Below are 21,161 nucleotides of genomic sequence, written 5' to 3' on the forward strand. Positions count from 1 at the left end.
CATGTGCAAGCAGAACGGTGTTGATTATTTGGGCGTTGCAGCACTTTCTGCGGTCGGTAGCATCGCGACAGGAAGCGTTAGCAGAGCGTTGAGATCGTGCTGGGGAAGAGCTGTTGCGCTCCCACGTTCCGTATTTAACCTTGAAGCAAAAACACTGTCTTCCTCCTGGACATAGGAAAAAGACGGGTCAATCTTCCCGGAGACGGTACAAGGCCAAAGCGACCTGCAACTGGAATCGCAGACTGGGGTCTTCGAGTGAAACTGACAGGATGGTTTCTATTCGTTCAAGCCGATAGCGCAGGGTGCTGATGTGTATGCCGAGGGCTCTCGCAGTGTTGGCAAGCTGGAAGCCTTCGTCGGCAAGCGTGCACACAGTTTCGAGCAGCGACTCTCCGCGGCGGTTGCCTGCCAGCGGGGTGACAAGCCGCTCCACCAGCATGTCCCGTGCATCGGCATCGCCCATCAATGCTCGGGGAAAAAGAATTTCATCGAAGTGATGAAGGCGTCCGGGTCGCAGAGTCGACACCAGGGCGTCGACGTCTTTAGCCCCAACTGCCATGCCAGCTACGCCGCTATGGACGCGACTGACGGCCATGGCGGCGCGGCGGTCAGATACAGAGACCCACAGGGCGTCAAGCGATGCTTCCGACGGGACAATGAACTTGATCTGGTTCAGCCACAGTGCGAGCAATACAGGGAGCTGTTTTGCGCGCAGTTGTCGCTTCAGGTTATCGACGAACCGCTCCCGACGCTCGAGCCCTTCTTCTGTCAACGGAATGGGCTCGTCGAGCAGAACGAGGCAGACGCGATACTGCTTCGATTGACTCCATCCCGACACTCTTGCTCTTTCGAGCGCGCTGGTCGACGGGTCGAACTCGCCATCGAGCAGGCCTGCTACCAGCGCATAGCCGAGCCTGTCTTCCTGCTGGGTCAATTGCTGCTGGTGCATCAGATGGAGTGCCGCAACCACGCTCGCATGTTCGATGGCGCGCGAGTCCAGTTCGTCCGGTTCGGAATCGTCGAGATCGAGCCAGATCAGTGCAACGGCATGGTCGTGCAGTCGTACTGGAAGACATAATCTGAGCAGAGCGCTGCCCGCTTCGTGAAATGCGACTCTGGTCGGCCGCCCCGCACTGGCGAGCTCAACCGACGTGTTGCCGTCGCGTACGGCGCTCAGTAACTGAGGTTCCAGTGCCGCGAGATCTTCGGCGGTGCCAGAGCCGCCAAGTACATGCCCCGACGTGTCGCTGAAGGTGACTGCACGCCCGAGAAGATTGCAGAGCGCAGTCGCTATATCGGACAGGCTGCTTGCCGACACTGCGGCATTGGTCAAGGCTCGATGAAGCTGCTCCGACCGCTCAATGATTTCGCTCTGGAAGTTGATGATCTTGGCGAGGATCTCGTGCGTAACCTGACTGAACTGTACGGCCCAAGGCAGCTCAAGCAAAGGGAGTCCAACACGGTCAGCTTCCGCAATGGCTTCAGCAGAGAAGTGCTCCCTGAAATTAGGAACAGCGAGCACGACGCCCGCCAGTCCGATTTCGCTGAGTTTTTTGACCAGTTCGCGAGAAGCGGCCTCTTCATTGGGCCAGTTGTATCCCGTCGTCAACAGCAGTTCGCCCGGTTTCACCCAGTCGGCAATGTCCGGATGGTCCACCATGTGAACCCACGAAATCTCCCGATCGAGGTCGCGCTCACCGGCCACGACGCTGGCCTCGCGGAGTACCGTTTCACGTATTGCGGTGTCGAGTTTCATCACGCCTCCAACGGCACGATACGCCGTGCCGCCAGGTCGTCCCGCCGCAGGGTCATGTATTGGCGGGTTGGCGGTAGCCAAACAGGACGCCGAGCAGGCTGACGGCAGCAGCGAAGATGACGTAGAAGGCCGGTGCCATTGCAGTTCCCGTCTTGTTGATAAGCCAGGTCAGGATCAGCGATGCGAAGCCACCGAAGGTCATCACGGCGAGGTTGTAAGCGACCGAGAGCCCGGTCGACAGGACCTTTGTCGGAAAGGTCTCGGACAGCGCGGCCAGAATCGGCCCGGTGTAGATTGCGATCAGTACGCCGAAGACCGCCTGAAAGATGCAGAGAGTGGCGAGCGACGGAGCGGAGACGATCATGCCGAACAGCGGCCATGCGAGCAGAAGCATGGCTGCCGAGGAGCCAGCGAGCAGGAATTTGCGGCCGATTTTGTCGGACAGCCAACCCGTAAGAGGAGAGCACACCGTAATTACGCCGCCGCCAACCATCGCAGCGATGAAGGACGCGGAGTGCTGTAGCTTGAGCACCTTCACGGAAAAGGTCGGCATGTAAAACAGGATCACGTAGATACACACGGTCCAGAGCACGACCATGGCGAAGCTTGCAAACGCCTGCCACGGGTAATCGCGCAATACATCTGCGAGAGGTGTCTTTGACTTGTCGGTTGCGTGCAGGAAAACAGGTGTTTCCTCGAGATTGCGGCGAATGTAGAAGCCAATCGGTCCAATCAGCAGGCCCGAGAGAAACGGAATGCGCCAACCCCAGCTTTCGACATCCGCAGTCGACAGACCGAGCGTGATGCCGGTGCCGAAACACGCGCCGAGCAATACCGCGAAGCCGATGCTGGTCTGGATCCAGCTCGAGTAATAGGCCTTCTTGCCCTTCGGCGCGTGCTCCGTCAGGTACGCGGTTGCGGTACCCATTTCCCCGCCCGCCGAGAAGCCCTGCAGCAGCCGTGCAAAGACGATCAGACAGGGCGCCGCGACGCCGATCTGCGAGTACGTTGGCGCGAGACCAATGAGAGCGGTCCCGGCACACATAAGGAGGATGGTCAGCGACAACGCCGCTTTCCGGCCCGCGCGATCGGAGTAGATTCCAATCAGGATGCCGCCGAACGGGCGCACCAGAAATCCAACGCCGAAGGTTGCCACCGAGAGCATCAGTGACGATAGATCGTCGCCAGTGGGAAAGAAAAGCTTCGCGATGTGGATGGCAAAAAAGCCATACACCATGAAATCGAACCACTCGAAGCCATTGCCGAGAACGGTCGCGACGATTGCACGTCGCCGTGCGCTGCGTTGCTCCTGGTATGTTGAAGTCAAATTTACTGTGTTCATCTCCACTCCTGACGCTTTCTGTTGGCTTCATCAATCGTTTCAGGCGCGCCGTGATATCACGAGCGTCCATGAGGTCATTGAACCCGGCCACAAATCGCATGGCTATCTACCTAAGAATGGAAAGACACCAGTCATATTAGTATCAGAAGTAGGATAACGGTCCGATCTGATTTAAATTGCCGCGACCCGTTTCATCAGAGGAAATGTTCAGGCAAGCCCACTGCCGCGACGGGCTTATTCGTCGTTTGCAACGAAAAATTGTTCAGTTTTTCCTGCTTCAGGTAGGTATCAGTCCGATTTCTGGGTTCCTACCATTGGCACGTCCTTTGGAGGTGACCTCGTGAGTAAAGAACAGACCTCGGCCAGCGATCTGGTCGCTTTGCAGAATGCCTACGTGCCGCGCGGTGTCGCGCGAAGCCGAGTGGCTAAACGATGAACGCGGCTCAAAACTGCGTTGGTGGCATACGTCTGTGGCACGCCCGCTTCGCGGGCGTGCCAGCACGCGCAAAACAGATGTTTTGAATCAGGTCTGGGCATCTACGATGCCGTTGCAGCGAGGATACGAGATGAACACGTCAGAGATGAATATCGAAGTCGGCGAGGAAATGGTCGCGGGTTTCGCAAAGAAGGGATTAAAGCAATTGCGGGCATCGACGTCGCGAGACCGCGGCGACGGTCCGTTCCGCAGACTCGTGCTGCGCGGCGCCACGCTAATAGATGGCACAGGCGCACCGCCGTTTGGGCCGGTTGACATTGTCATAGAAGGGGACCGGATCGCCGAGATCAGAGTGGTTGGCGTACCCGGCAAGCCATTGAGCAATGAGGGTCGTCCTCCGCAGGGAGAGCTGGAACTCGATTGTGTCGGAAAATTTGTGACGCCTGGCTTTATCGACAGCCATGCGCATATTGGTACACCGTTTCATGGCGAGAACGGTGAGATGTTGCCGGCGGACTATATCTATAAGCTCTGGCTGGCACACGGTGTGACTTCTGTGAGGGAAGCGGGTTGCATGAACGGGCTTGCCTGGACACGCGAACAGAAGGACGCTGCGCAGGCGAACCGGATAGCTGCGCCCAATCTGTATCCCTACGTCTATTTTCCCGCAGTCAATGATTATCTGAAGACGATCTACCGTCCTGAAGACGGCCGTGAGTGGCTAAGGAAAGCGCGTGACAAAGGTGCAGAAGGTGTCAAATTCTTCGGCGCCCCGCCGGCGATCATGGAGGCCGCGCTCGACGAATGCAAGAAGCTTGGTCTGCGTACGTGTTGCCATCACGCACAGTTGTCAGTAGGCAGCATGAACGCGCTGAAGACAGCACGCTGGGGACTGACCAGCACCGAGCACTCCTATGGTCTGCCGGAAGCGTTGTTCGATGGACGCTCGCTGCAATCCTTCGCCGACGAATACAACTACAATGATGAATATCTTCGCTTCTCAACGGCGGGCCAGACCTTTCTTCAAGCCGCACGGCCAGGCTCAGCGAAGTGGGACGAAGTACTCGATGCTTTCCTCGAAGCAGGGCACACTTTCGTGCCAACGATGAATGTTTATGACGGCAATCGCGATGTGATGCGAGCGCGCCGCGCGGAATGGCACGACGTCTACACGGACCGTACCACATGGGAATATTTCCAGCCGCAACGCGGCGGGCACGGCGCGTACTTCTATCGCTGGTCGGTCAGGAACGAAGTCGAATGGCGCGATAGTTTCAGGATCTGGATGCACTTCCTGAATGACTACAAGAACCGCGGCGGCCGCGTTTGTGCCGGAAGCGATTCCGGTTTCATGTTCCAGATATATGGGTTCGGTTACGTGCGCGAACTCGAGCTTCTTCAGGAGGCTGGCTTTTTGCCATTGGAAGTGTTGCGCGCGGGAACATCACACGCTGCCGAACTACTGGGTATCGAGCAGGATACGGGTGTACTCGAAGTCGGACGACGCGCGGATCTTCTCGTCCATGGCCAGAATCCTCTTACCGATTTCAAACTGTTGTACGGTACAGGTGCGATGCGTCTGAACGACGAGCTAGGCTCACTCGAACAGCAGCGCTCACTCGAGATGACCATCAAGTCGGGCGTCGTGTTCGATACTGCCCAATTGCTGGAGGATGTTCGCGAGATGGTCGCCGCAACCTGGCAGAACGGCGAGACTCCGTTCCCTAAAACGAAGGTGGTGTCGGCATGAAAGCACAACCTGCCCAATTTGTGGTGCTCGCTGGCATGCTCGGCAGCGGGAAAACCTCGCTTCTCGAAGCATGGCTTCGTGAGGCGGACGCGTCTGCGTCGACTGCCATCGTCGTCAATGAGGTTGGCGCGATCAATATCGACGGAGCGGTGCTGTCGGAGTCGGCCCGCGGCACGCAAATGGCGACCCTAAGCAACGGCTGCGTGTGCTGCTCACTTAACGACGATCTTGTGACCACAGTCGAGGACCTGGTTGCGACGCGTGCGCAGGCCGCGATGCCGCCATTCGAACGCATCGTGCTGGAATGCAGCGGACTCTCCAAACCCGGTCAGGTCATTCAGGCATTGAATCCGTTGTCGGCCATGGGCTTGCGCGTACACATTGTTGCGACCTACGATTGCAGCCGTCCGCCGTTGGGAACCGAAGAGTTCAATAACGTCGCCGCCCAACTGGGTGCAGCACATACCATCGTGCTTACGAAGACGGATCTCGTCGATGCGCAACGAACGAAGCTCGCTGCGGCCATTGTGACGAAACTCAATCCGTTTGCGCGTATTGTGGATACCGAAACGATAGACGCTCGCGCTCGCGAAGCGTTTCGCGAGATGGAGGTTGATAGGCCGCTCGACGGGTCATTGACGATCACCCCTGGGATTGAGCGACGCGCGCTTCTCCATCCTCGTATTAGAATCTTTTGCGCACGATTTTCGCACCAGCCGAACTGGGAGGAAACACTCGACTGGCTTGAGAACATTTCGGGCGCGATGGGCGATCGGCTGCTACGGATGAAAGCAATCGTCGCGGGACCTGCTGGCGATGACCGCGTCCTGTTGCAAAGCGTTGGCACGACTTTCGCGGCGCCGCGTCGCCTCGTGGGCCAGAATGCAGCGGATTTTGCCGCCATCTTCATAGTCAGGGACTGTGCAATGTACGAACTCGAAGAAGTGCAGATGGATACTCCTGTACGCTGGAGTTCGCTGCAACGGTAGTCTGATACCTTAATCAATAAATACCATGTCAATGCTGAACGAGTTTGTCAAGGCGGTTCTGTTAATCGTGAGCACGCTATTCCCGATTATCAACCCGCCGGCTGTGGCGTTAATAATATTGAGCATGGTGCGGGGTGCGAGCGATCAGGAACTCGCAGAGCTCGGCCGCCGCATCGCGATCAATGGTTTCGTGATTCTGCTTGCGTCGCTGTCAATTGGCGCATACGTGTTGTCGTTCTTCGGCATATCGGAGTCGGTATTGCGGGTCGCGGGAGGCTTCGTGATCGCAATGGCAGGTTGGTCCCTGCTACAGGCACCATCGGAAGAAAGTGCGACGGCTGATGCCGATTCAGAACGTATCGTGTCTCTGCGTGCGAAAGCGTTTTATCCACTCACTCTGCCAATCACTGTTGGACCTGGATCCATCGCCGTTGCCGTCGCCCTGGGAACGGGTTCGCCACACGCCGGGATTCAGCCGATTCATCTGGTTGGCGTGGGTGTTGGACTTGTGCTGCTTTGCTCAAGCATCTTTCTTTGCGTACGATATGCAGGACGGGTGGAGAGATTGCTCGGGACAGTCGGCACGCAGATTGCCATGCGTCTTTTTTCTTTTGTGCTGTTTTGTATCGGGGTCCAACTTTTGTGGCTGGGCGTGTCCGAATTGATCGAGAGCATTCACCTGCATTGAGATGGTTTCGGTGTGGTGCAGTCTGCCATCCCTCCGGTGTATAGCCGGTATCAGCGCCCAAACTCGTTACGAGGCGCATAAAGAATCCTTTCCTCCTCGTACAGCCGATAGATGAGTTCAAGCATCTCTCGAATATCCCGCGATTCGTCGAGCGCACGCATGCTCATGATGATTGGAGAAACCAGAGTGGGATCGTCCAGTTCCTTGTAACTCACGTCGTCTCGCTTCAGGCCGTACACACTACTCGGAACAACCGAAATTCCTTCTCCCGCCGCTACGAGGCCTAGCGCAATCTGCAACTCCCGTACTTCATATATCCGGCGAGGCTTAAGACCGCGGTCTTCGAATGCCGACAGCACCTGGTCTGCAAAACTGGGGCGCGGCGCCTTAGGGAAAATAATCAGGGTTTCGTTGACCAGGTCGCTCAGAGCAAGCACGGGCTTGAGCAGTGAGAGTGGATGGCCCTCCGGAAAGGCAACAATCATCTTCTCCTCTCGCAGAATCACCCGACGAATGTTTGCGTCTTCGTGCCGAATACGGCCGAACCCGACATCAATCTGACCGTCCTTCAGCGCTCGAATCTGGTCCATCGTCGACATCTCGTGGAGGCTGAGTTCGACTGTCGTGTTCTCATCGCGGAAGCGCCGGATAATTTTGGGCAGCATTCCGTACAACGTCGAGCCCACGAAACCGATAGAGAGGCTGCGCTCGATGTTGCCCACGCGCCGCGTCATGGATTCGAGTTCGGACGTTTGAGCCAGCAACTGGACGGCATGCGCATAGAAGAACTTACCTGTCTCGGTGAGCTTCAACGGGCGCGAGTCGCGCTGGAATAGCTGCACCTCGAGAATCTCTTCAAGCTGCTGTATCTGACGGCTCAACGGCGGTTGGGCCATGTTCAGCCGCTGTGCCGCGCGCGTGAAATTGCGTTCCTCGGCTACAGCGACGAAATAGCGAAGATGCCGCAGTTCCATTTCAATACCTCGCGGATATAGACCGATACTAAATCAGTGTTGGACGGGGCCTTCCGACGTCCATTATTCTGCATTCACACTCTGTTTCAGCACCCATTATACCTCTCGGGCATATTCAACTGGGCGCTAAATCAAGGGTTTACCCCAGAGAAAATATAGAGATTCAGGAGCAGACATGAGCGTCAAAGTGTTCGATACGAAGGAAGTGCAAGACCTGCTGAGGGCTGCTGCCAACGTGGGTAGTCAGGACGGCAGTGCTCGCGCAAAGGAGATTGTCAATCGCCTGCTGGGCGACCTGTTCAAGGCCATCGACGACCTCGACATGACGCCCGACGAAATCTGGGCTGGCGTTCACTACTTCAACAAGCTCGGCCAGGACGGCGAAGCCGCGCTGCTTGCTGCTGGTCTTGGTCTGGAGAAATACCTCGACATCCGCATGGACGCGGAGGACAAGGCGGCTGAAATCACCGGCGGTACGCCGCGTACCATCGAAGGTCCGCTGTATGTCGCCGGTGCGCCGTTGCGCGATGGCGTATCGAAGATCGATATCAATCCGGACGAGGATGCCGGCCCATTGGTCATCCGCGGCACGGTAACCGGTCCAGATGGCAAGCCGGTTGCAGGGGCAGTGGTCGAATGTTGGCACGCCAACTCGAAAGGCTTTTATTCGCACTTCGACCCGACCGGCGCGCAGAGCGAGTTCAACCTGCGCGGAGCGGTCAGCACCGATGTCAACGGCAAGTACGAGTTCCGTACGCTCATGCCGGTCGGCTACGGCTGTCCGCCGGATGGTGCGACTCAACAGTTGTTAAATGTGCTTGCCCGCCATGGCGATCGTCCGGCGCACGTGCACTTCTTCGTCACAACCGACAAGTACCGCAAGCTGACGACGCAAATCAACATTGAGGGCGACCCGTTGATTTGGGACGACTTTGCCTACGCCACCCGCGAAGATCTGATTCCTCACGTGGTCGAAAAGACCGGCGGCACCGCGCTGGGCATGAAGGCCGATACGTATAAGGAAATCGAGTTCGACATTCAGTTGACTCCGCTGATTCAGGGCAAGGATAACCAGCTTGTCCATCGCCTGCGTGCGTCTGCTGCCGCCTAGCCGCCAAACGCTAACCGCGGCCGCTACGTCCTACCACTGCTGCCGCTCAATCCTTCGCAAGAATCTTTCGACACCGATACGCGTGCCCCATAACCTGGAGCACGCGTAGGGGGAGCACTCATGTCTGCCATTATCGACAAAGCCTCGCAACTTGATGAACTGCTGCACACCGCCGTTCAGGACGACAAGCAAAACGGTGTATTCCGTTGCCGCCGCGACATCTTCACGAATGCCGATTTGTTCGAGCTCGAAATGAACCAAATTTTCGAGAGCAACTGGGTCTATCTCGCGCATGAAAGCCAGATCCCCAACAACAACGACTACTACACCACCTGGATTGGCCGCCAGCCTGTCGTGATTACTCGCGACAAAAGCGGCGAACTGCACGCGGTCATCAACGCCTGCGCACACAAAGGCGCGATGCTGTGCCGTAAAAAGCACGGCAACAAAGGCACCTTCACGTGTCCTTTCCACGGCTGGAGCTTCGCCAACACCGGCAAGCTGTTGAAAGTGAAAGATGTGAAGACTACCGAATACCCGGTGCAATTCAATACCAACGGTTCGCACGACCTGAAAAAAGTCGCGCGCTTCCAGAGCTATCGCGGCTTCCTGTTCGGCAGCCTCAACGCGGACGCGATTTCGCTGGAGGACTACCTCGGCGAGACCAAGGTCATCATCGACCAGATTGTCGACCAGGCCCCGGACGGGTTGGAAGTGTTGCGCGGCAATTCATCATATATCTACGACGGTAACTGGAAGATGCAGATGGAGAACGGTTGCGACGGCTACCACGTCAGCACCGTGCACTGGAACTACGCTGCGACGATGGACCGGCGCAAGGTCGAGGGCACCAAGGCCGTGGATGCGAACAGCTGGAGCAAATCGGTAGCCGGCGTGTACGGGTTCGACCACGGCCACATCCTGCTGTGGACCAAGACGATGAACCCGGAAGTCCGGCCGGTCTATCAATACCGCGACGAAATCAAGGCACGCGTTGGCGACGTGAAGGCGGACTTCATCGTCAACCAGACCCGGAATCTTTGTCTGTATCCAAACGTGTTCCTGATGGACCAGTTCAGCACGCAGATTCGCGTCGTACGTCCAATCAGCGTGGACAAGACCGAAGTCAGCATCTTCTGTTTCGCTCCGAAGGGCGAGAGCGCAACTGACCGCGCTACCCGCATCCGCCAGTACGAAGACTTCTTTAACGTCTCGGGTATGGGCACCGCGGATGACCTCGAAGAGTTTCGCGCCTGCCAGGCTGGCTATGCCGGTACCACTGCGATGTGGAACGACCTTTCGCGCGGAGCGCCGTTGTGGGTCGATGGTCCCGATGCGAACGCGAAAAGTATGGGTCTGAAGCCGCGCATCTCAGGCGAGCGAAGCGAAGACGAAGGCCTGTTTGTGTGTCAACACGAATATTGGGTGCACCAGATGCGCGACGCACTCAAAAAGGAACAAGGGGAGGCCCTGGTATGAGCTTCGATTACCAGAAAATTTGCGCCGTGCTGTTTCGCGAAGCGCGCCTGCTCGACGACCGAACATGGGACGACTGGCTTGCCTGCTATACCGAGGACGTCACTTATTGGATGCCCGCGTGGGATGACGACGACCAGCTCACCGACGACCACGAGAGTCAGATTTCGCTGATGTACTACCCGGACCGTGGTGGCCTGGAAGACCGTGTGTTCCGCATCAAGACCGAACGCAGTAGTGCCTCGATGCCTGAACCGCGAACCAGTCACAACATCACCAATGTGGAAGTGCTGGCCGAGCGCGAGAACGAAGTGGACGTGCGCTACAACTTCAACACGCTCAGCCACCGCTACAAAACCACCGATCAGTTTTTCGGCACGATGTTCGTCACTCTGCGCAAAGTCAACGATGAGCTGTTGATTTGCTACAAGCGCATCGTGTTGAAGGACGACTACATCCGCCAGGTGCTCGACATTTATCACGTTTGAGTGCACTCATCTGCGGAAATGGGAAGTACAGGAGGCAAGATGTCCAGCTACAACATTGCACTGAATTTTGAAGACGGCGTGACCCGTTTTGTGACATGCAAGGCGGGCGAAAAGGTGCTCGATGCCGCCTTTCGCGCAAAAATCAACCTGCCGATGGATTGCTCTGACGGCGTATGCGGTACCTGCAAGTGCCGCGCCGAGAGCGGAAGTTACGACCTTGGCGACGATTACATCGAAGATGCGCTGACCGAGGATGAGAAGGAAGGCGGTCTCGTACTCACCTGCCAGATGGTGCCAGAAAGCGACTGTGTCATTGCGGTGCCGGCATCTTCCACTGCATGCAAGACTGAGCAAAGCAAGTTCGCCGCGACCGTATCAAAGGTAGAAGCGCACAACGACGCGGCCATCGTGCTCGAACTGGATGTGGAGGCGACCGCGCCAGTATTCCTGCCGGGCCAGTACGTCAACATTGACGTTCCTGGCAGCGGTCAGCACCGTTCATATTCTTTTTCGTCAGCACCGGGCGAATTGAAAATCAGTTTTCTGATCAAGAAGATTTCTGGTGGCGTGATGAGCACGTGGCTCGAATCCGCACAGGCAGGCAACAAGGTGGAACTGACCGGACCGCTCGGCAGCTTCTATCTGCGCGCTGTTGAGCGACCGTTGCTGTTCCTCGCTGGCGGCACAGGCCTGGCACCGTTCCTGTCGATGCTTGAAGTGCTGGCTCGCACGAATTCGCGGCAAAAAGTTCATCTGATTTACGGCGTAACGCGAGACCTCGACCTCGTGCAGGTCGACGCAATCGAAGCCTACGTCGCGAAGTTGCCGAATTTCACTTACAGCACCGTCGTGGCCGACACGGATTCGACCCATCCCCGCAAGGGTTGGGTGACGCAGCACATGCCGGCGGAGGCCGTCAATGATGGTGACGTGGACGTGTACCTGTGCGGGCCACCACCGATGGTCGATGCAGTGCGTAAGCATTTCGACGACAACGGTGTGAAGCCCAACAGCTTCCACTACGAGAAGTTCACTCCTAACGCAGCACCGAGGACCGCATGAGCACGCAACGATTTGCTGGCAAGGTCATGGTTGTCACCGGCGCAGCACAGGGCATCGGTCGCGCGGTAGCGCTTCGTGCAGCCGCGGAAGGCGGCAAGGTGCTGTTCGTAGACCGCGCCGACTTCGTGTCGGAAGTCGCTGCCGAAGCGCACGGCGCGGACACGGCGGGGTTTGTCGCTGACCTTGAGACGTACGATGGCGCCGCGTCGGCAATGGCCTTCGCCGCGCGCACCTTTGGGGGCATCGACATTCTGGTCAATGGCGTGGGCGGCGCGATTCGTATGCGTCCTTTCGTCGAGTTCGAGCCTGCACAGATTGATGCGGAAATCCGTCGTTCCCTCATGCCGACACTGTATGCCTGCCATGCAGTCCTGCCGTACCTGCTTAAACGCGGCGGCGGGACCATCGTCAACGTATCTTCGAATGCCACACGCGGTATCCGGCGCGTACCGTATTCGGCGGCCAAGGGCGGTGTCAACGCGATTACGCAATCGCTCGCGATGGAGTACGCAGAACACAACATCCGCGTGGTTGCCACAGCGCCGGGCGGGACCGATGCGCCGCCGCGACGTGTGCCGCGCAATACCGCTGGTGACAGCGAGCAGGAAAAAGTCTGGATGGGCGAAGCGGTGAAGCAGGTCACCGAATCGACCTTCCTCAAACGCTACGGCAGCATCGACGAGCAGGCTGCACCGATTCTGTTTCTAGCGTCGGATGAGGCAGGTTATATCACCGGCACTGTATTGCCCGTAGCGGGTGGCGACACAGGCTGATTCGTAGTTCTGGCCGGCCAACTGACTCACAAACATTAGTAGACCGGCGGCGGGAAGAGCCTTTGTACGTTGTGCACGGGCAAGGGCCACCCGTTGCGCTTTCCCAGGAGACGTCCGCATGACCAAACGCGAAGCCATCATTCCTGCAGGCATGGAAGCGGTGTACGACAAAATTCATTACGCCCCCGCAGTCAAAGTCGGCAAGACGATTTACGTGTCCGGCCAGATTGGACGCGATACGGCAATGCAACTGGTCGAGGGCCGCGAAGCACAAATAATCCAGGCATTCGAAAACCTCAAACTGGTTCTGGCGGCTGCAGGTGCATCATTGAACGACGTGGTTGACCTGACCACGTACCACACTGACATGCGCGACCTGCCATTGTTCATGAAGGTGCGTGATCAATACCTGACTACGCACCCGTTGCCGGCCTGGACAGCGGTGGGCGCGCACATGCTTGGCGGTTCGGCAGGCTACATTGTTGAAATCAAGGCGGTTGCCGTATTGCCTGATTAGCCCATGAGACCGCGCGCGCCGGCCGCGGTGGCATGACGCCTCAACTATAGGAAATGCTTATCGGTTGAGTAGTAAACCGGTCTTGGACGCTAAGGCCAAATAGAATCACTATCTCCTCGACCCCCGGCTTGAGGAGATGACGGTGCAAGAGCTAATCGATGGTTTTCTTAGTTTCAAAAGAGTACCTTTCCGAAGCGCATCGAGGCCGTTCCAATGCGTGAGAGTCGCCGCCACACCTGACGCGGATCCTACTCGTGACAAGGACGCTCATGTCAGCCCGAACGCCTGACCTGACGAGGGGGTTGACGCTACTGTTTGCGCTTGCCTCCGGCGTCATTGTCGCCAACATCTACTATTCACAGCCGCTATTGGCCGCTATTGCGAGTAGCTTCGGTTATAGTCCGACCCGGCTTGGCTTCCTGGTTACGCTCACCCAACTCGGCTACGCGTGTGGACTGCTATTGATCGTGCCACTCGGCGACGTGTTGAATCGGCGCACACTCATCGTATCTTTGCTTCTGCTCACGGTGATCGCGTTGCTCGCCGTAGCGGTGAGTCCTGACTTCAAGCTGTTTGCTGCGGCAAGTATGCTGCTCGGTATCACCTCGTGCGCTGCACAGTTGCAGATTCCGTTCGCCGCTTCGCTCGCATCCGACAACGAGCGTGGACGCGTAGTAGGCACCGTAATGAGCGGCTTGCTTCTCGGCATCCTGCTGGCGCGGACAGCCTCCGGAACCATCGCGCAACTGGCGGGCTGGCGCATCGTTTATGGTGTCGCTGCAGTTTTGATCCTGCTTCTGACCTTGTGCCTTGTGCGCGCATTGCCGCAAGACCCAAGAAGTAATCAACCCTGGCGCTATCGTCAGCTGCTTTGGTCTCTGCTGACGCTGCTGCGCCAACATCCCACGATCGGCCTGCGCTCGCTGTATGGCGCTCTGGGTTACGCCTGCTTCAGCATCTTCTGGACTGCATTGACGTTTCTTCTCAGTGCCGCTCCGTACCACTACTCCGCGGCGAGGATCGGGCTGTTTGGTCTGGCCGGTGCAGCCGGTGCGCTTGCCGCCGGCTCGGCGGGGCGTATGGCAGATCGCGGGCACGAGCATCGTGCGACCGGACTTTTTAGCAGCACGATTCTGGCGTCGTTCGTGTTCATTTACCTTGGCGCGCACTCGCTGACGTTATTGCTAATTGGCGTTCTGCTTTTGGACGTGGGCGTGCAGGGTATGCACATCTCCAACCAGGGTGTTGTCTACGCACTCGCTCCGGACGCGCGGAGCCGAATCACGACCATCTATCTGACCTGCTATTTCTTTGGCGGCGCAATCGGTTCAGGCACGGCCAGTGTGGCTTATTACAAGGCAGGCTGGGCAGGAGTCTGCATTGCGGGTGCCTTGTTTTCGACCCTATTGATCGGTAGCTGGCTGGTGGCACATCGACAGCAATCCTGCAGGCTCTGCCTTCGATGAGGTTGGGCAGATGGCAGGAGTCGTGAAGCCTGCCGCCTGTTCACCTGCTGTCCCCGTACTTGACCATATATGCAGATGATTCAGTCTGCTCAACGGAAGTGAATAACCATGAATACGTTTGCGAAGCTAACAAGATCTGGCGTAGTTTTCAGACTGTTGTTTGTATCGATCGCTCTTGCTGCCGGTTCACCGTTGACCTCTACAGCAACCTTCGCCGACACCGGCAGTCAGTCTTCGCCAGGAAAGGACGCCACGCCAGACGACTATTTTCATACTGGTGCAGGCGCCCGCTATTTACGCCGTGCCGACGGGGAAATCGTCGTGGAACCCCTGCGCGGAAACATCACCGTGCTAATGGGTTCCGGCGGCAACATTACCGTTCTGTCGGGCGAGGAAGGCATGTTTCTGGTTGATGCAGGCATTGGTAAGTCGCAAGAAAAACTGCAAGCCGCTCTCAACGGGATCAGTCCCGCGCCGCTGAAATACGTGGTGAACACGCATTGGCATTGGGACCATACCGATGGCAATGCATGGATGCACGCAGCTGGCGCCACCATCATTGCGCACAAGAATACCTTGAGGCATCTGACCGAGACCACGCATGTCAATGCCTGGAATTGGACCTTCGAACCGGTGCCGGCAGGCGCGCGCCCGACCCTGATTGTCACTAATAAAAGGACCTTCACCTTCGCGGGAACGCAGATCGAAGTGGAAAACTTCGGTCATGGACATACCGACGGTGATCTGTGGGTCTACTTTAAAAAGGCGGATGTGCTGGCGCTGGGCGACACGTTCTGGAACGGGATCTATCCGTATATCGACAATGAAGATGGCGGCAACATCGACGGGGCGATCCAATGGGCCAACAAGGCGGTCGCGTTTACGACAGACCACACCATCGTCGTTCCCGGCCACGGTGCAGTGGGTACGCGCGCCCAACTGATCGAATTCCGCGACATGTTGGTCACAGTGCGCAACAACGTCGCGACCTTGAAATCGCAGGGCAAATCACTGGACGAAATTATCGCCGCCAAGCCGACGGCAGCCTTCGACGCCAAATGGGGAAACTTTGTGTTCAACGGCAGTCAATTCACCAAGATGGTCTACGAAGGCCTGTAATAGAAAACGCTGAAGCCCTTGGTTATGTTCGGCGGCTTGCTGTCGTTACCAACGAACAACTGGCTGGTTTCTGCAGAGTAGAGGCGCGGATCGCCGATACGGCGATGCGTAAATCGCTGCCCTCACGACAACAAAACATTGACACGGATTCATTTTAACCGACGTAATACGTATAGGAAATCATCATGACTCGTCTCCACACGATTGCATTGTCCGAAGCCACAGGTCGTGCAGCCGAATTATTCAGCGCCGTTAAGAGTACGGTCGGAAAGGTACCCAATTCATATGTTGGAATTGGTGGCAATAGCCCGGTCGCGCTGGAAGCGGTATTGAACCTGGAAGCCTCGCTAAAAAAAAGCAGCTTGAGTGCTATGGATATCGAAGTCGTCAAGCTGGTCGTGAGCCAGACTACCGGCTGCGACTATTGTCTGGCCGCACACACGCTGATGGGAAAGAAAATAGGTCTGGGCCGCGAAGCCATGGTGGCGTTGCGTCAGGCGCAGCCGTCGGGCGATGCGCGCAATGATGCATTGGCCAGATTTACGTTACATCTAATCACCACCAGCGGCACGGTTCCTGCCGATGTGGTGGCGGCAGTCAAAGAAGCAGGTGTCACCGATGCGCAAATTGTCGACGTCACAATGGCGGTAGCAAGCATTGCTTTCACCAACCTGTTCAATCGTATCAACGACACGACCCTCGATTTCCCTGCCGCAGATTAATACAAGAGGCAGCCCTCGCTACGGGGCTGGAGGCACCCGTGAAGGGATTCATCAAAAGTCCCTTCCTCAGTTCGCGCCGGAAACCAGGCGCGACGTGAAGAGTTTAACGAAGACTCTCAAAGCCGCAGGTGCGAATTCTTTCGGGCGGCAGATCATACCGGCGACCTCATCACGGCAGAGGGCATAAGGTCGGCGATGGTTTGCCTCAGCCAGACATTGCCGGGATCGCGATGGAAGCGCGCATGCCAATGCTGCTTCACGCTGTAGCGCGGCAGATCGTATGGCACCGCCAAATGACGGATTGCTTCGCGCGATAACATGGCCAGTGCGTAATAGCGCGGCACCGTCGCGAGAAGCTCTGTCTCACTCACAATCTGGGCAACCCCCAGAAAGCTTGGCACCCGCAGTACAACGTCACGCGTAACGCCAGCAGACGCGAGCGCCTTGTCGACCATCGCGGTGTGCCCCGTCCCCGGATTCGAGACCTCTACGTGCCGTTCGGTGCTGTAGGCCGTCTTGCCAAGTCGCTTTCCGATGCGGGGGTGCGAAAGACTCGCAATGCATTGGAAATCCTGTTCGAACAGCGATTGTTGGTAGAAGCCCGCATCCAGTTGAGGCATGTAACCCACCGCCAGGTCGACTGTGCCGTCTTCCAGCCGTCGAGGACTCTCGGAATTGATCTTCTCGGCTTCGATATAAATGCCAGGCGCGCAAGATTGCAGGCGGCTGAGTAGCCGCGGTAGCAGAGATATTTCACCAAGGTCCGTCATGCACAACCGGAATGTACGGTGGGCTATGGCCGGGTCGAAAACCGGCGCGCCTGTGCGGGCGATCTCCAGGTCTTCGCGCACGCGGTGCAGCACGGGGTGCAGCGCGTCAGCGCGAGGGGTCGGCAGCATGCCGCGCGAGGTACGGATAAAGAGCTGATCGTCGTAATAGGCGCGCAGGCGATTGAGCGCGGTACTGGCCGCGCCTTGGGTCATGCCCAGCTTGTCTGCGGCGTTCGTGACGCTCAGCGTCTTGTATATCTCGTCGAAAACGCAAATCCATTCAGCATCGAGCGTACTCATAGTCCTGTTCCAAGTGATATCAAGAATTTCGATATACCTTATCCCGCCGTCCTGTTGTGTGGATAGTTAGCGAGTGCAAGAATACACGCACTTATCACTTGCTCCTAAAGCCGACGTGTATCAGGACTCGTAGATGGCAAGCTGCACCTTCTGCAGGACATGGGTTTGTTGCTTGCAACGACAGCCTCCAACTCGCAAGCGTTGGGCCAAAGAGGAGGGCGCTTCCGCCTGAAGCTGACCTTCATACGATTGAAATCCACGTTGCAAGGCATTTTTAGATCAATCTGTATAACGAAGTAAAACTGGATAAAACATGTCAACCAGCCACAACGACACTTCCATGCAAGCCGAGGCATCGACTACTGCGCTGCCAAGCGAGATCTGGCGTTGGAGCGCTGTCGACATCGCTGCCCAGGTTCGCGCAGGTTCTGTTTCCTGCGCCGAAGTGGTACAGGCCTTTTACCAGCGCATTGACCTGATCAACCCGCGACTGAATGCCATCGTCCATGCGGACCGAAAGAGGGCGCTCGAGGCCGCGCACCGGGGCGACGAGTTGCTCCGAAGTGCGCCCCATAAGGTTGGAATCCTGCACGGCGTGCCGTTGACAATAAAGCTCAACGTCGATGTTGCCGGTGAAGCAACGACGAACGGTGTTCCCGCTTACGCCGAACGCGTCGCGCCAGCGGACAGCGCAGTTGTCACGAGCCTTCGCAATGCGGGCGCAAACATCATCGGCCGCACGAACGTGCCACCTTTTTCTTTCAGGTGGTTCACCGACAATCCACTACACGGTAGGACGCTCAACCCGTGGCGCGCGGACATTACTTCGGGCGGCTCGAGCGGCGGTGCCGGTGTATCGGTAGCAACAGGCATGTGTGCCATAGCGCATGGGACCGACATCGCCGGGTCTATTCGCTATCCCGCGTACGTCAACGGTGTGGTCGGCCTTCGCACGACTCCCGGCCGTATCTCGTCCTATCATCCGACCACCAGCCATCGATTTTATGGCCTTCAGTCCATGTCCGCACAGGGCCCACTCGCTCGTTCGGTAGGGGATGTGGCGCTCGGACTACGGGCGATGGTAGCCGGTGATACTCGTGATCCAGCATGGGTCCAGGCGCGTCTGGAGCACTCCGACGATGCTGTTCGGGTTAAGGTCGCCCTGGTTGATGAGATCCCGGGAACCACGGTTTGTGCCGAAGTTAAGGAAGCACTCCAGCAGGCAGCCGCCGCGCTCGCAACTGCTGGCTATATCGTCGAATGGGCGTTACCCCCGGAAATTGAGCAGTGCGTCGAGGTGTGGCAGTCAATTGTAATGACGGAGTCCCGCTTTGGCATGATTGCGGCGGTGGATGCGATCGGAGATCCCGATATCAAACGGTCGGTCCATAACATGGCGGATTGCGGGCCCACAATCGACCTCAGCGGCTACGTCTGGGCTATCGCACGGCGCGATGAATTGCGTCGCAAGTGGAACGAATTCCTCAGCCGCTTTCCAATTGTGCTTCTGCCCGTGTCGTGCAGCCTCCCACAGCCGTGGGGTGCGGACTTGGGAACGCTCGATGAGATGCGTGCGCTCGTGGCCGCTCAGAGTCCCATGATCGCGACTGCGGCGCTCGGCCTTCCTGGAATCAGTGTCCCAACCGGTCTGTCTGGTGGGCTACCCGTAGGCGTGCAACTGGTGGCCGACAGTTTTCGGGAACTTCGACTAATCACAGCCGCGTCAGTCATCGAACGCAATGTCGAGATGCGATCCGCTCTCGACTACGAGGCTGCCTGAGTATCCAGCCAAAGCACTAGCTGAAACGTTTGAACCGCCGTTAGGCCGCGACTACCAAACGGCCAGCAATCACAATTGCGCCCGATAGGCACGACTGTCGTGCTTCGGTTCGTGCACAGCCATTGACAAGCGTTTAAGTGTGGGCAACGTACCCACAATCGGCAACGCACACACTGTCAAGCAATCAGGAGACTTAATCATGCAGTCGTCAACCTCTTTATCCGAAGTGCTCGATGTTCGAGATTTCATCGACCGGCAAAAATTCTCTCCATATCAGTGGCTCATTCTCGCGCTATGTTTCCTTATCGTTGCTGCTGACGGTTTCGATACGGCAGCAGCCGGATTCGTTGCACCCGCGCTTGCCAAAGAGTGGGGGTTGACTCGACTCGAACTCGGGCCTGTATTGAGTGCCGCCCTCATCGGCTCTGTAATCGGTGCGCTTATCGCTGGCCCCCTTGCGGACCGGATCGGTCGAAAACGTGTTCTGGTCGGTGCGGTTTTCGCGTTTGGCGCACTTAGTCTTGCTTGTATGCAGGCTCATTCGATCGAAGTGCTTGCCACGTTACGTCTTTTTAGCGGCATTGGGTTGGGTGCGGCTATGCCGAATGCGACGACAATGATTTCAGAATATGTGCCGGCAAAGCATAGAGGGCTTCTAGTCAACGTGATGTTTTGCGGATTTACGGTAGGAGCTTCCGCTGGCGGATTCGCAGCGGCTTTGCTCATTCCGGAAGCCGGCTGGAGAAGTGTATTTTTCGTTGGCGGCGTTACACCGTTGGTACTTGCAGCTGCACTCCTTGTTTTTCTGCCGGAGTCTGTTCGATTCATGGTTGCGAAGTCATGGCCCGCCACGCGCATCAATTCGGTGCTCAGCCGGATCGCCGGCACGACGGTGGCGGGGCAACGCTTCACACTTCATGAACAATCCGGCGGTGAAAAATCCACGTCTGTCGCGTTGATCCTGTCGAAACATTTCCGTGCAGGAACCTTATTGTTGTGGCTTACGTACTTTATGGGACTACTCGTCTACTTCCTGCTGACCAACTGGCTTCCGACCTTGTTGAAAGACAGTGGGATGACCTTAAAACAGGCATCCTTGATAACTGCGCTGTTTCCCCTTGGAGGCGGGCTTGGTTCGGTTGCCTGCGGCTACCTGATGGACCGCGTCAATGCTCATCGAGTTGTCGCAGCGACTTACGTGCTGACCGGCGTTTTCCTCTGGAGCATCGGGCAGCTTAGCAGTGGTGTCTTCTACATTGGCATGCTGATATTCATTGCAGGTATCTGTTTGAACGGTGCGCAGGTTTCTATGCCGGCAATCGCCGCCGCATTCTATCCGACCAACGGACGAGCGTCCGGCGTTGCATGGATGTTAGGAACAGGCCGCATCGGCGGCATCGTCGGTTCGATGGCCGGAGCAACGCTGCCCCTGGCAGGACGCGGCTTGGGATCGATTCTTGGCATGCTCGCGATTCCTGCCTTCATCGCCGCTGCGGCACTACTGTTGAAAGATTACATCGCACAGCGACAAATAAGTTCAGATGTAGTCATGCAAAGACTCACGCCGGATTCTGAATAGCTAACTATCCGTCCGATTGAAGCATCGTGCCGGTTGTCAATTTAAAGTGAAAAATACTTTGGA

At 57.2% G+C, this 21,161-nt stretch carries 18 protein-coding genes; 14 read left to right on the top strand and 4 right to left on the bottom strand.

Annotation, left to right across the window (positions count from 1 at the left end; translation table 11 throughout):
- Positions 1 to 187: 187 nt before the first annotated feature.
- Both PQR27_RS06550 and PQR27_RS06555 read right to left on the bottom strand, forming a co-directional pair.
- A complete protein-coding gene (locus PQR27_RS06550) occupies positions 188 to 1,756 on the bottom strand; it encodes a PucR family transcriptional regulator (protein WP_408522903.1) in 1,569 nt (522 codons plus the stop codon).
- Between the two features lie 52 nt (positions 1,757 to 1,808).
- A complete protein-coding gene (locus tag PQR27_RS06555) occupies positions 1,809 to 3,098 on the bottom strand; it encodes an MFS transporter (protein WP_408522904.1) in 1,290 nt (429 codons plus the stop codon).
- A 566-nt stretch (positions 3,099 to 3,664) separates the two neighbouring features.
- Here PQR27_RS06555 and PQR27_RS06560 point away from each other — a divergent pair.
- From PQR27_RS06560 to PQR27_RS06570, 3 genes are read left to right on the top strand one after another with little or no spacing between them, the layout of a single operon-like run.
- Positions 3,665 to 5,284, top strand: a complete 1,620-nt coding sequence (locus PQR27_RS06560; RefSeq protein ID WP_408522905.1) for an amidohydrolase family protein — start codon at positions 3,665 to 3,667, stop codon at positions 5,282 to 5,284.
- Positions 5,281 to 6,273 (top strand): CobW family GTP-binding protein, encoded by a 993-nt coding sequence (locus tag PQR27_RS06565; protein ID WP_408522906.1) that lies wholly within the window; start codon positions 5,281 to 5,283, stop codon positions 6,271 to 6,273. The genes PQR27_RS06560 and PQR27_RS06565 overlap by 4 nt, the downstream gene beginning before the upstream one ends.
- 25 nt (positions 6,274 to 6,298) lie before the next feature.
- On the top strand, positions 6,299 to 6,961 hold the full coding sequence (locus tag PQR27_RS06570; RefSeq protein ID WP_408522907.1) for a MarC family protein: 663 nt from the start codon (positions 6,299 to 6,301) through the stop codon (positions 6,959 to 6,961).
- Between the two features lie 50 nt (positions 6,962 to 7,011).
- On the opposite strand, the gene PQR27_RS06575 is transcribed toward PQR27_RS06570, so the two are convergent.
- The gene (locus PQR27_RS06575; RefSeq protein WP_408522908.1) at positions 7,012 to 7,935 is read right to left on the bottom strand and encodes a LysR family transcriptional regulator; all 924 of its coding nucleotides are present in this window, start codon (positions 7,933 to 7,935) and stop codon (positions 7,012 to 7,014) included.
- 175 nt (positions 7,936 to 8,110) lie between these two features.
- On the opposite strand from PQR27_RS06575, the gene catA reads away from it, so the two are divergent.
- The 9 genes from catA (at position 8,111) to PQR27_RS06620 (ending at position 16,669) form a co-directional block, all read left to right on the top strand.
- Entirely contained in the window at positions 8,111 to 9,046 is a 936-nt protein-coding gene (gene catA, locus PQR27_RS06580) for a catechol 1,2-dioxygenase (protein WP_408522909.1), read from the top strand.
- A gap of 120 nt (positions 9,047 to 9,166) precedes the next feature.
- On the top strand, positions 9,167 to 10,525 hold the full coding sequence (locus PQR27_RS06585) for a Rieske 2Fe-2S domain-containing protein (protein ID WP_408522911.1): 1,359 nt from the start codon (positions 9,167 to 9,169) through the stop codon (positions 10,523 to 10,525).
- Positions 10,522 to 11,010 (top strand): benzoate 1,2-dioxygenase small subunit, encoded by a 489-nt coding sequence (gene benB, locus PQR27_RS06590; RefSeq protein WP_408522912.1) that lies wholly within the window; start codon positions 10,522 to 10,524, stop codon positions 11,008 to 11,010. The genes PQR27_RS06585 and benB overlap by 4 nt, the downstream gene beginning before the upstream one ends.
- A gap of 39 nt (positions 11,011 to 11,049) precedes the next feature.
- The gene (gene benC, locus PQR27_RS06595) at positions 11,050 to 12,072 is read left to right on the top strand and encodes a benzoate 1,2-dioxygenase electron transfer component BenC (protein ID WP_408522913.1); all 1,023 of its coding nucleotides are present in this window, start codon (positions 11,050 to 11,052) and stop codon (positions 12,070 to 12,072) included.
- A complete protein-coding gene (gene benD / locus PQR27_RS06600; protein WP_408522914.1) occupies positions 12,069 to 12,845 on the top strand; it encodes a benzoate diol dehydrogenase BenD in 777 nt (258 codons plus the stop codon). Before benC ends, benD begins: the two co-directional genes overlap by 4 nt.
- A gap of 118 nt (positions 12,846 to 12,963) precedes the next feature.
- On the top strand, positions 12,964 to 13,362 hold the full coding sequence (locus PQR27_RS06605) for a RidA family protein (RefSeq protein WP_408522915.1): 399 nt from the start codon (positions 12,964 to 12,966) through the stop codon (positions 13,360 to 13,362).
- A 269-nt stretch (positions 13,363 to 13,631) separates the two neighbouring features.
- Positions 13,632 to 14,828 carry an MFS transporter gene (locus tag PQR27_RS06610; protein WP_408522916.1) on the top strand — a complete coding sequence of 399 codons (1,197 nt, stop codon included), beginning with the start codon at positions 13,632 to 13,634 and terminating at the stop codon, positions 14,826 to 14,828.
- 108 nt (positions 14,829 to 14,936) lie between these two features.
- Positions 14,937 to 15,947, top strand: a complete 1,011-nt coding sequence (locus tag PQR27_RS06615; protein WP_408522917.1) for an MBL fold metallo-hydrolase — start codon at positions 14,937 to 14,939, stop codon at positions 15,945 to 15,947.
- A gap of 185 nt (positions 15,948 to 16,132) precedes the next feature.
- Positions 16,133 to 16,669, top strand: a complete 537-nt coding sequence (locus PQR27_RS06620; protein WP_408522918.1) for a carboxymuconolactone decarboxylase family protein — start codon at positions 16,133 to 16,135, stop codon at positions 16,667 to 16,669.
- A gap of 152 nt (positions 16,670 to 16,821) precedes the next feature.
- Here the strand turns inward: PQR27_RS06620 and PQR27_RS06625 are convergent, their stop codons facing one another.
- Entirely contained in the window at positions 16,822 to 17,739 is a 918-nt protein-coding gene (locus tag PQR27_RS06625) for a LysR family transcriptional regulator (RefSeq protein WP_408522919.1), read from the bottom strand.
- Positions 17,740 to 18,052: 313 nt separating this feature from the next.
- On the opposite strand from PQR27_RS06625, the gene PQR27_RS06630 reads away from it, so the two are divergent.
- Together PQR27_RS06630 and PQR27_RS06635 are read left to right on the top strand one after the other, a co-directional pair.
- A complete protein-coding gene (locus tag PQR27_RS06630) occupies positions 18,053 to 19,519 on the top strand; it encodes an amidase (protein ID WP_408522920.1) in 1,467 nt (488 codons plus the stop codon).
- Between the two features lie 199 nt (positions 19,520 to 19,718).
- Positions 19,719 to 21,098 carry an MFS transporter gene (locus tag PQR27_RS06635; RefSeq protein WP_408522922.1) on the top strand — a complete coding sequence of 460 codons (1,380 nt, stop codon included), beginning with the start codon at positions 19,719 to 19,721 and terminating at the stop codon, positions 21,096 to 21,098.
- Positions 21,099 to 21,161: the final 63 nt, after the last annotated feature.

Source organism: Paraburkholderia fungorum (genome assembly GCF_046027215.1).
Classification (GTDB): Bacteria; Pseudomonadota; Gammaproteobacteria; order Burkholderiales; family Burkholderiaceae; genus Paraburkholderia; species Paraburkholderia fungorum_D.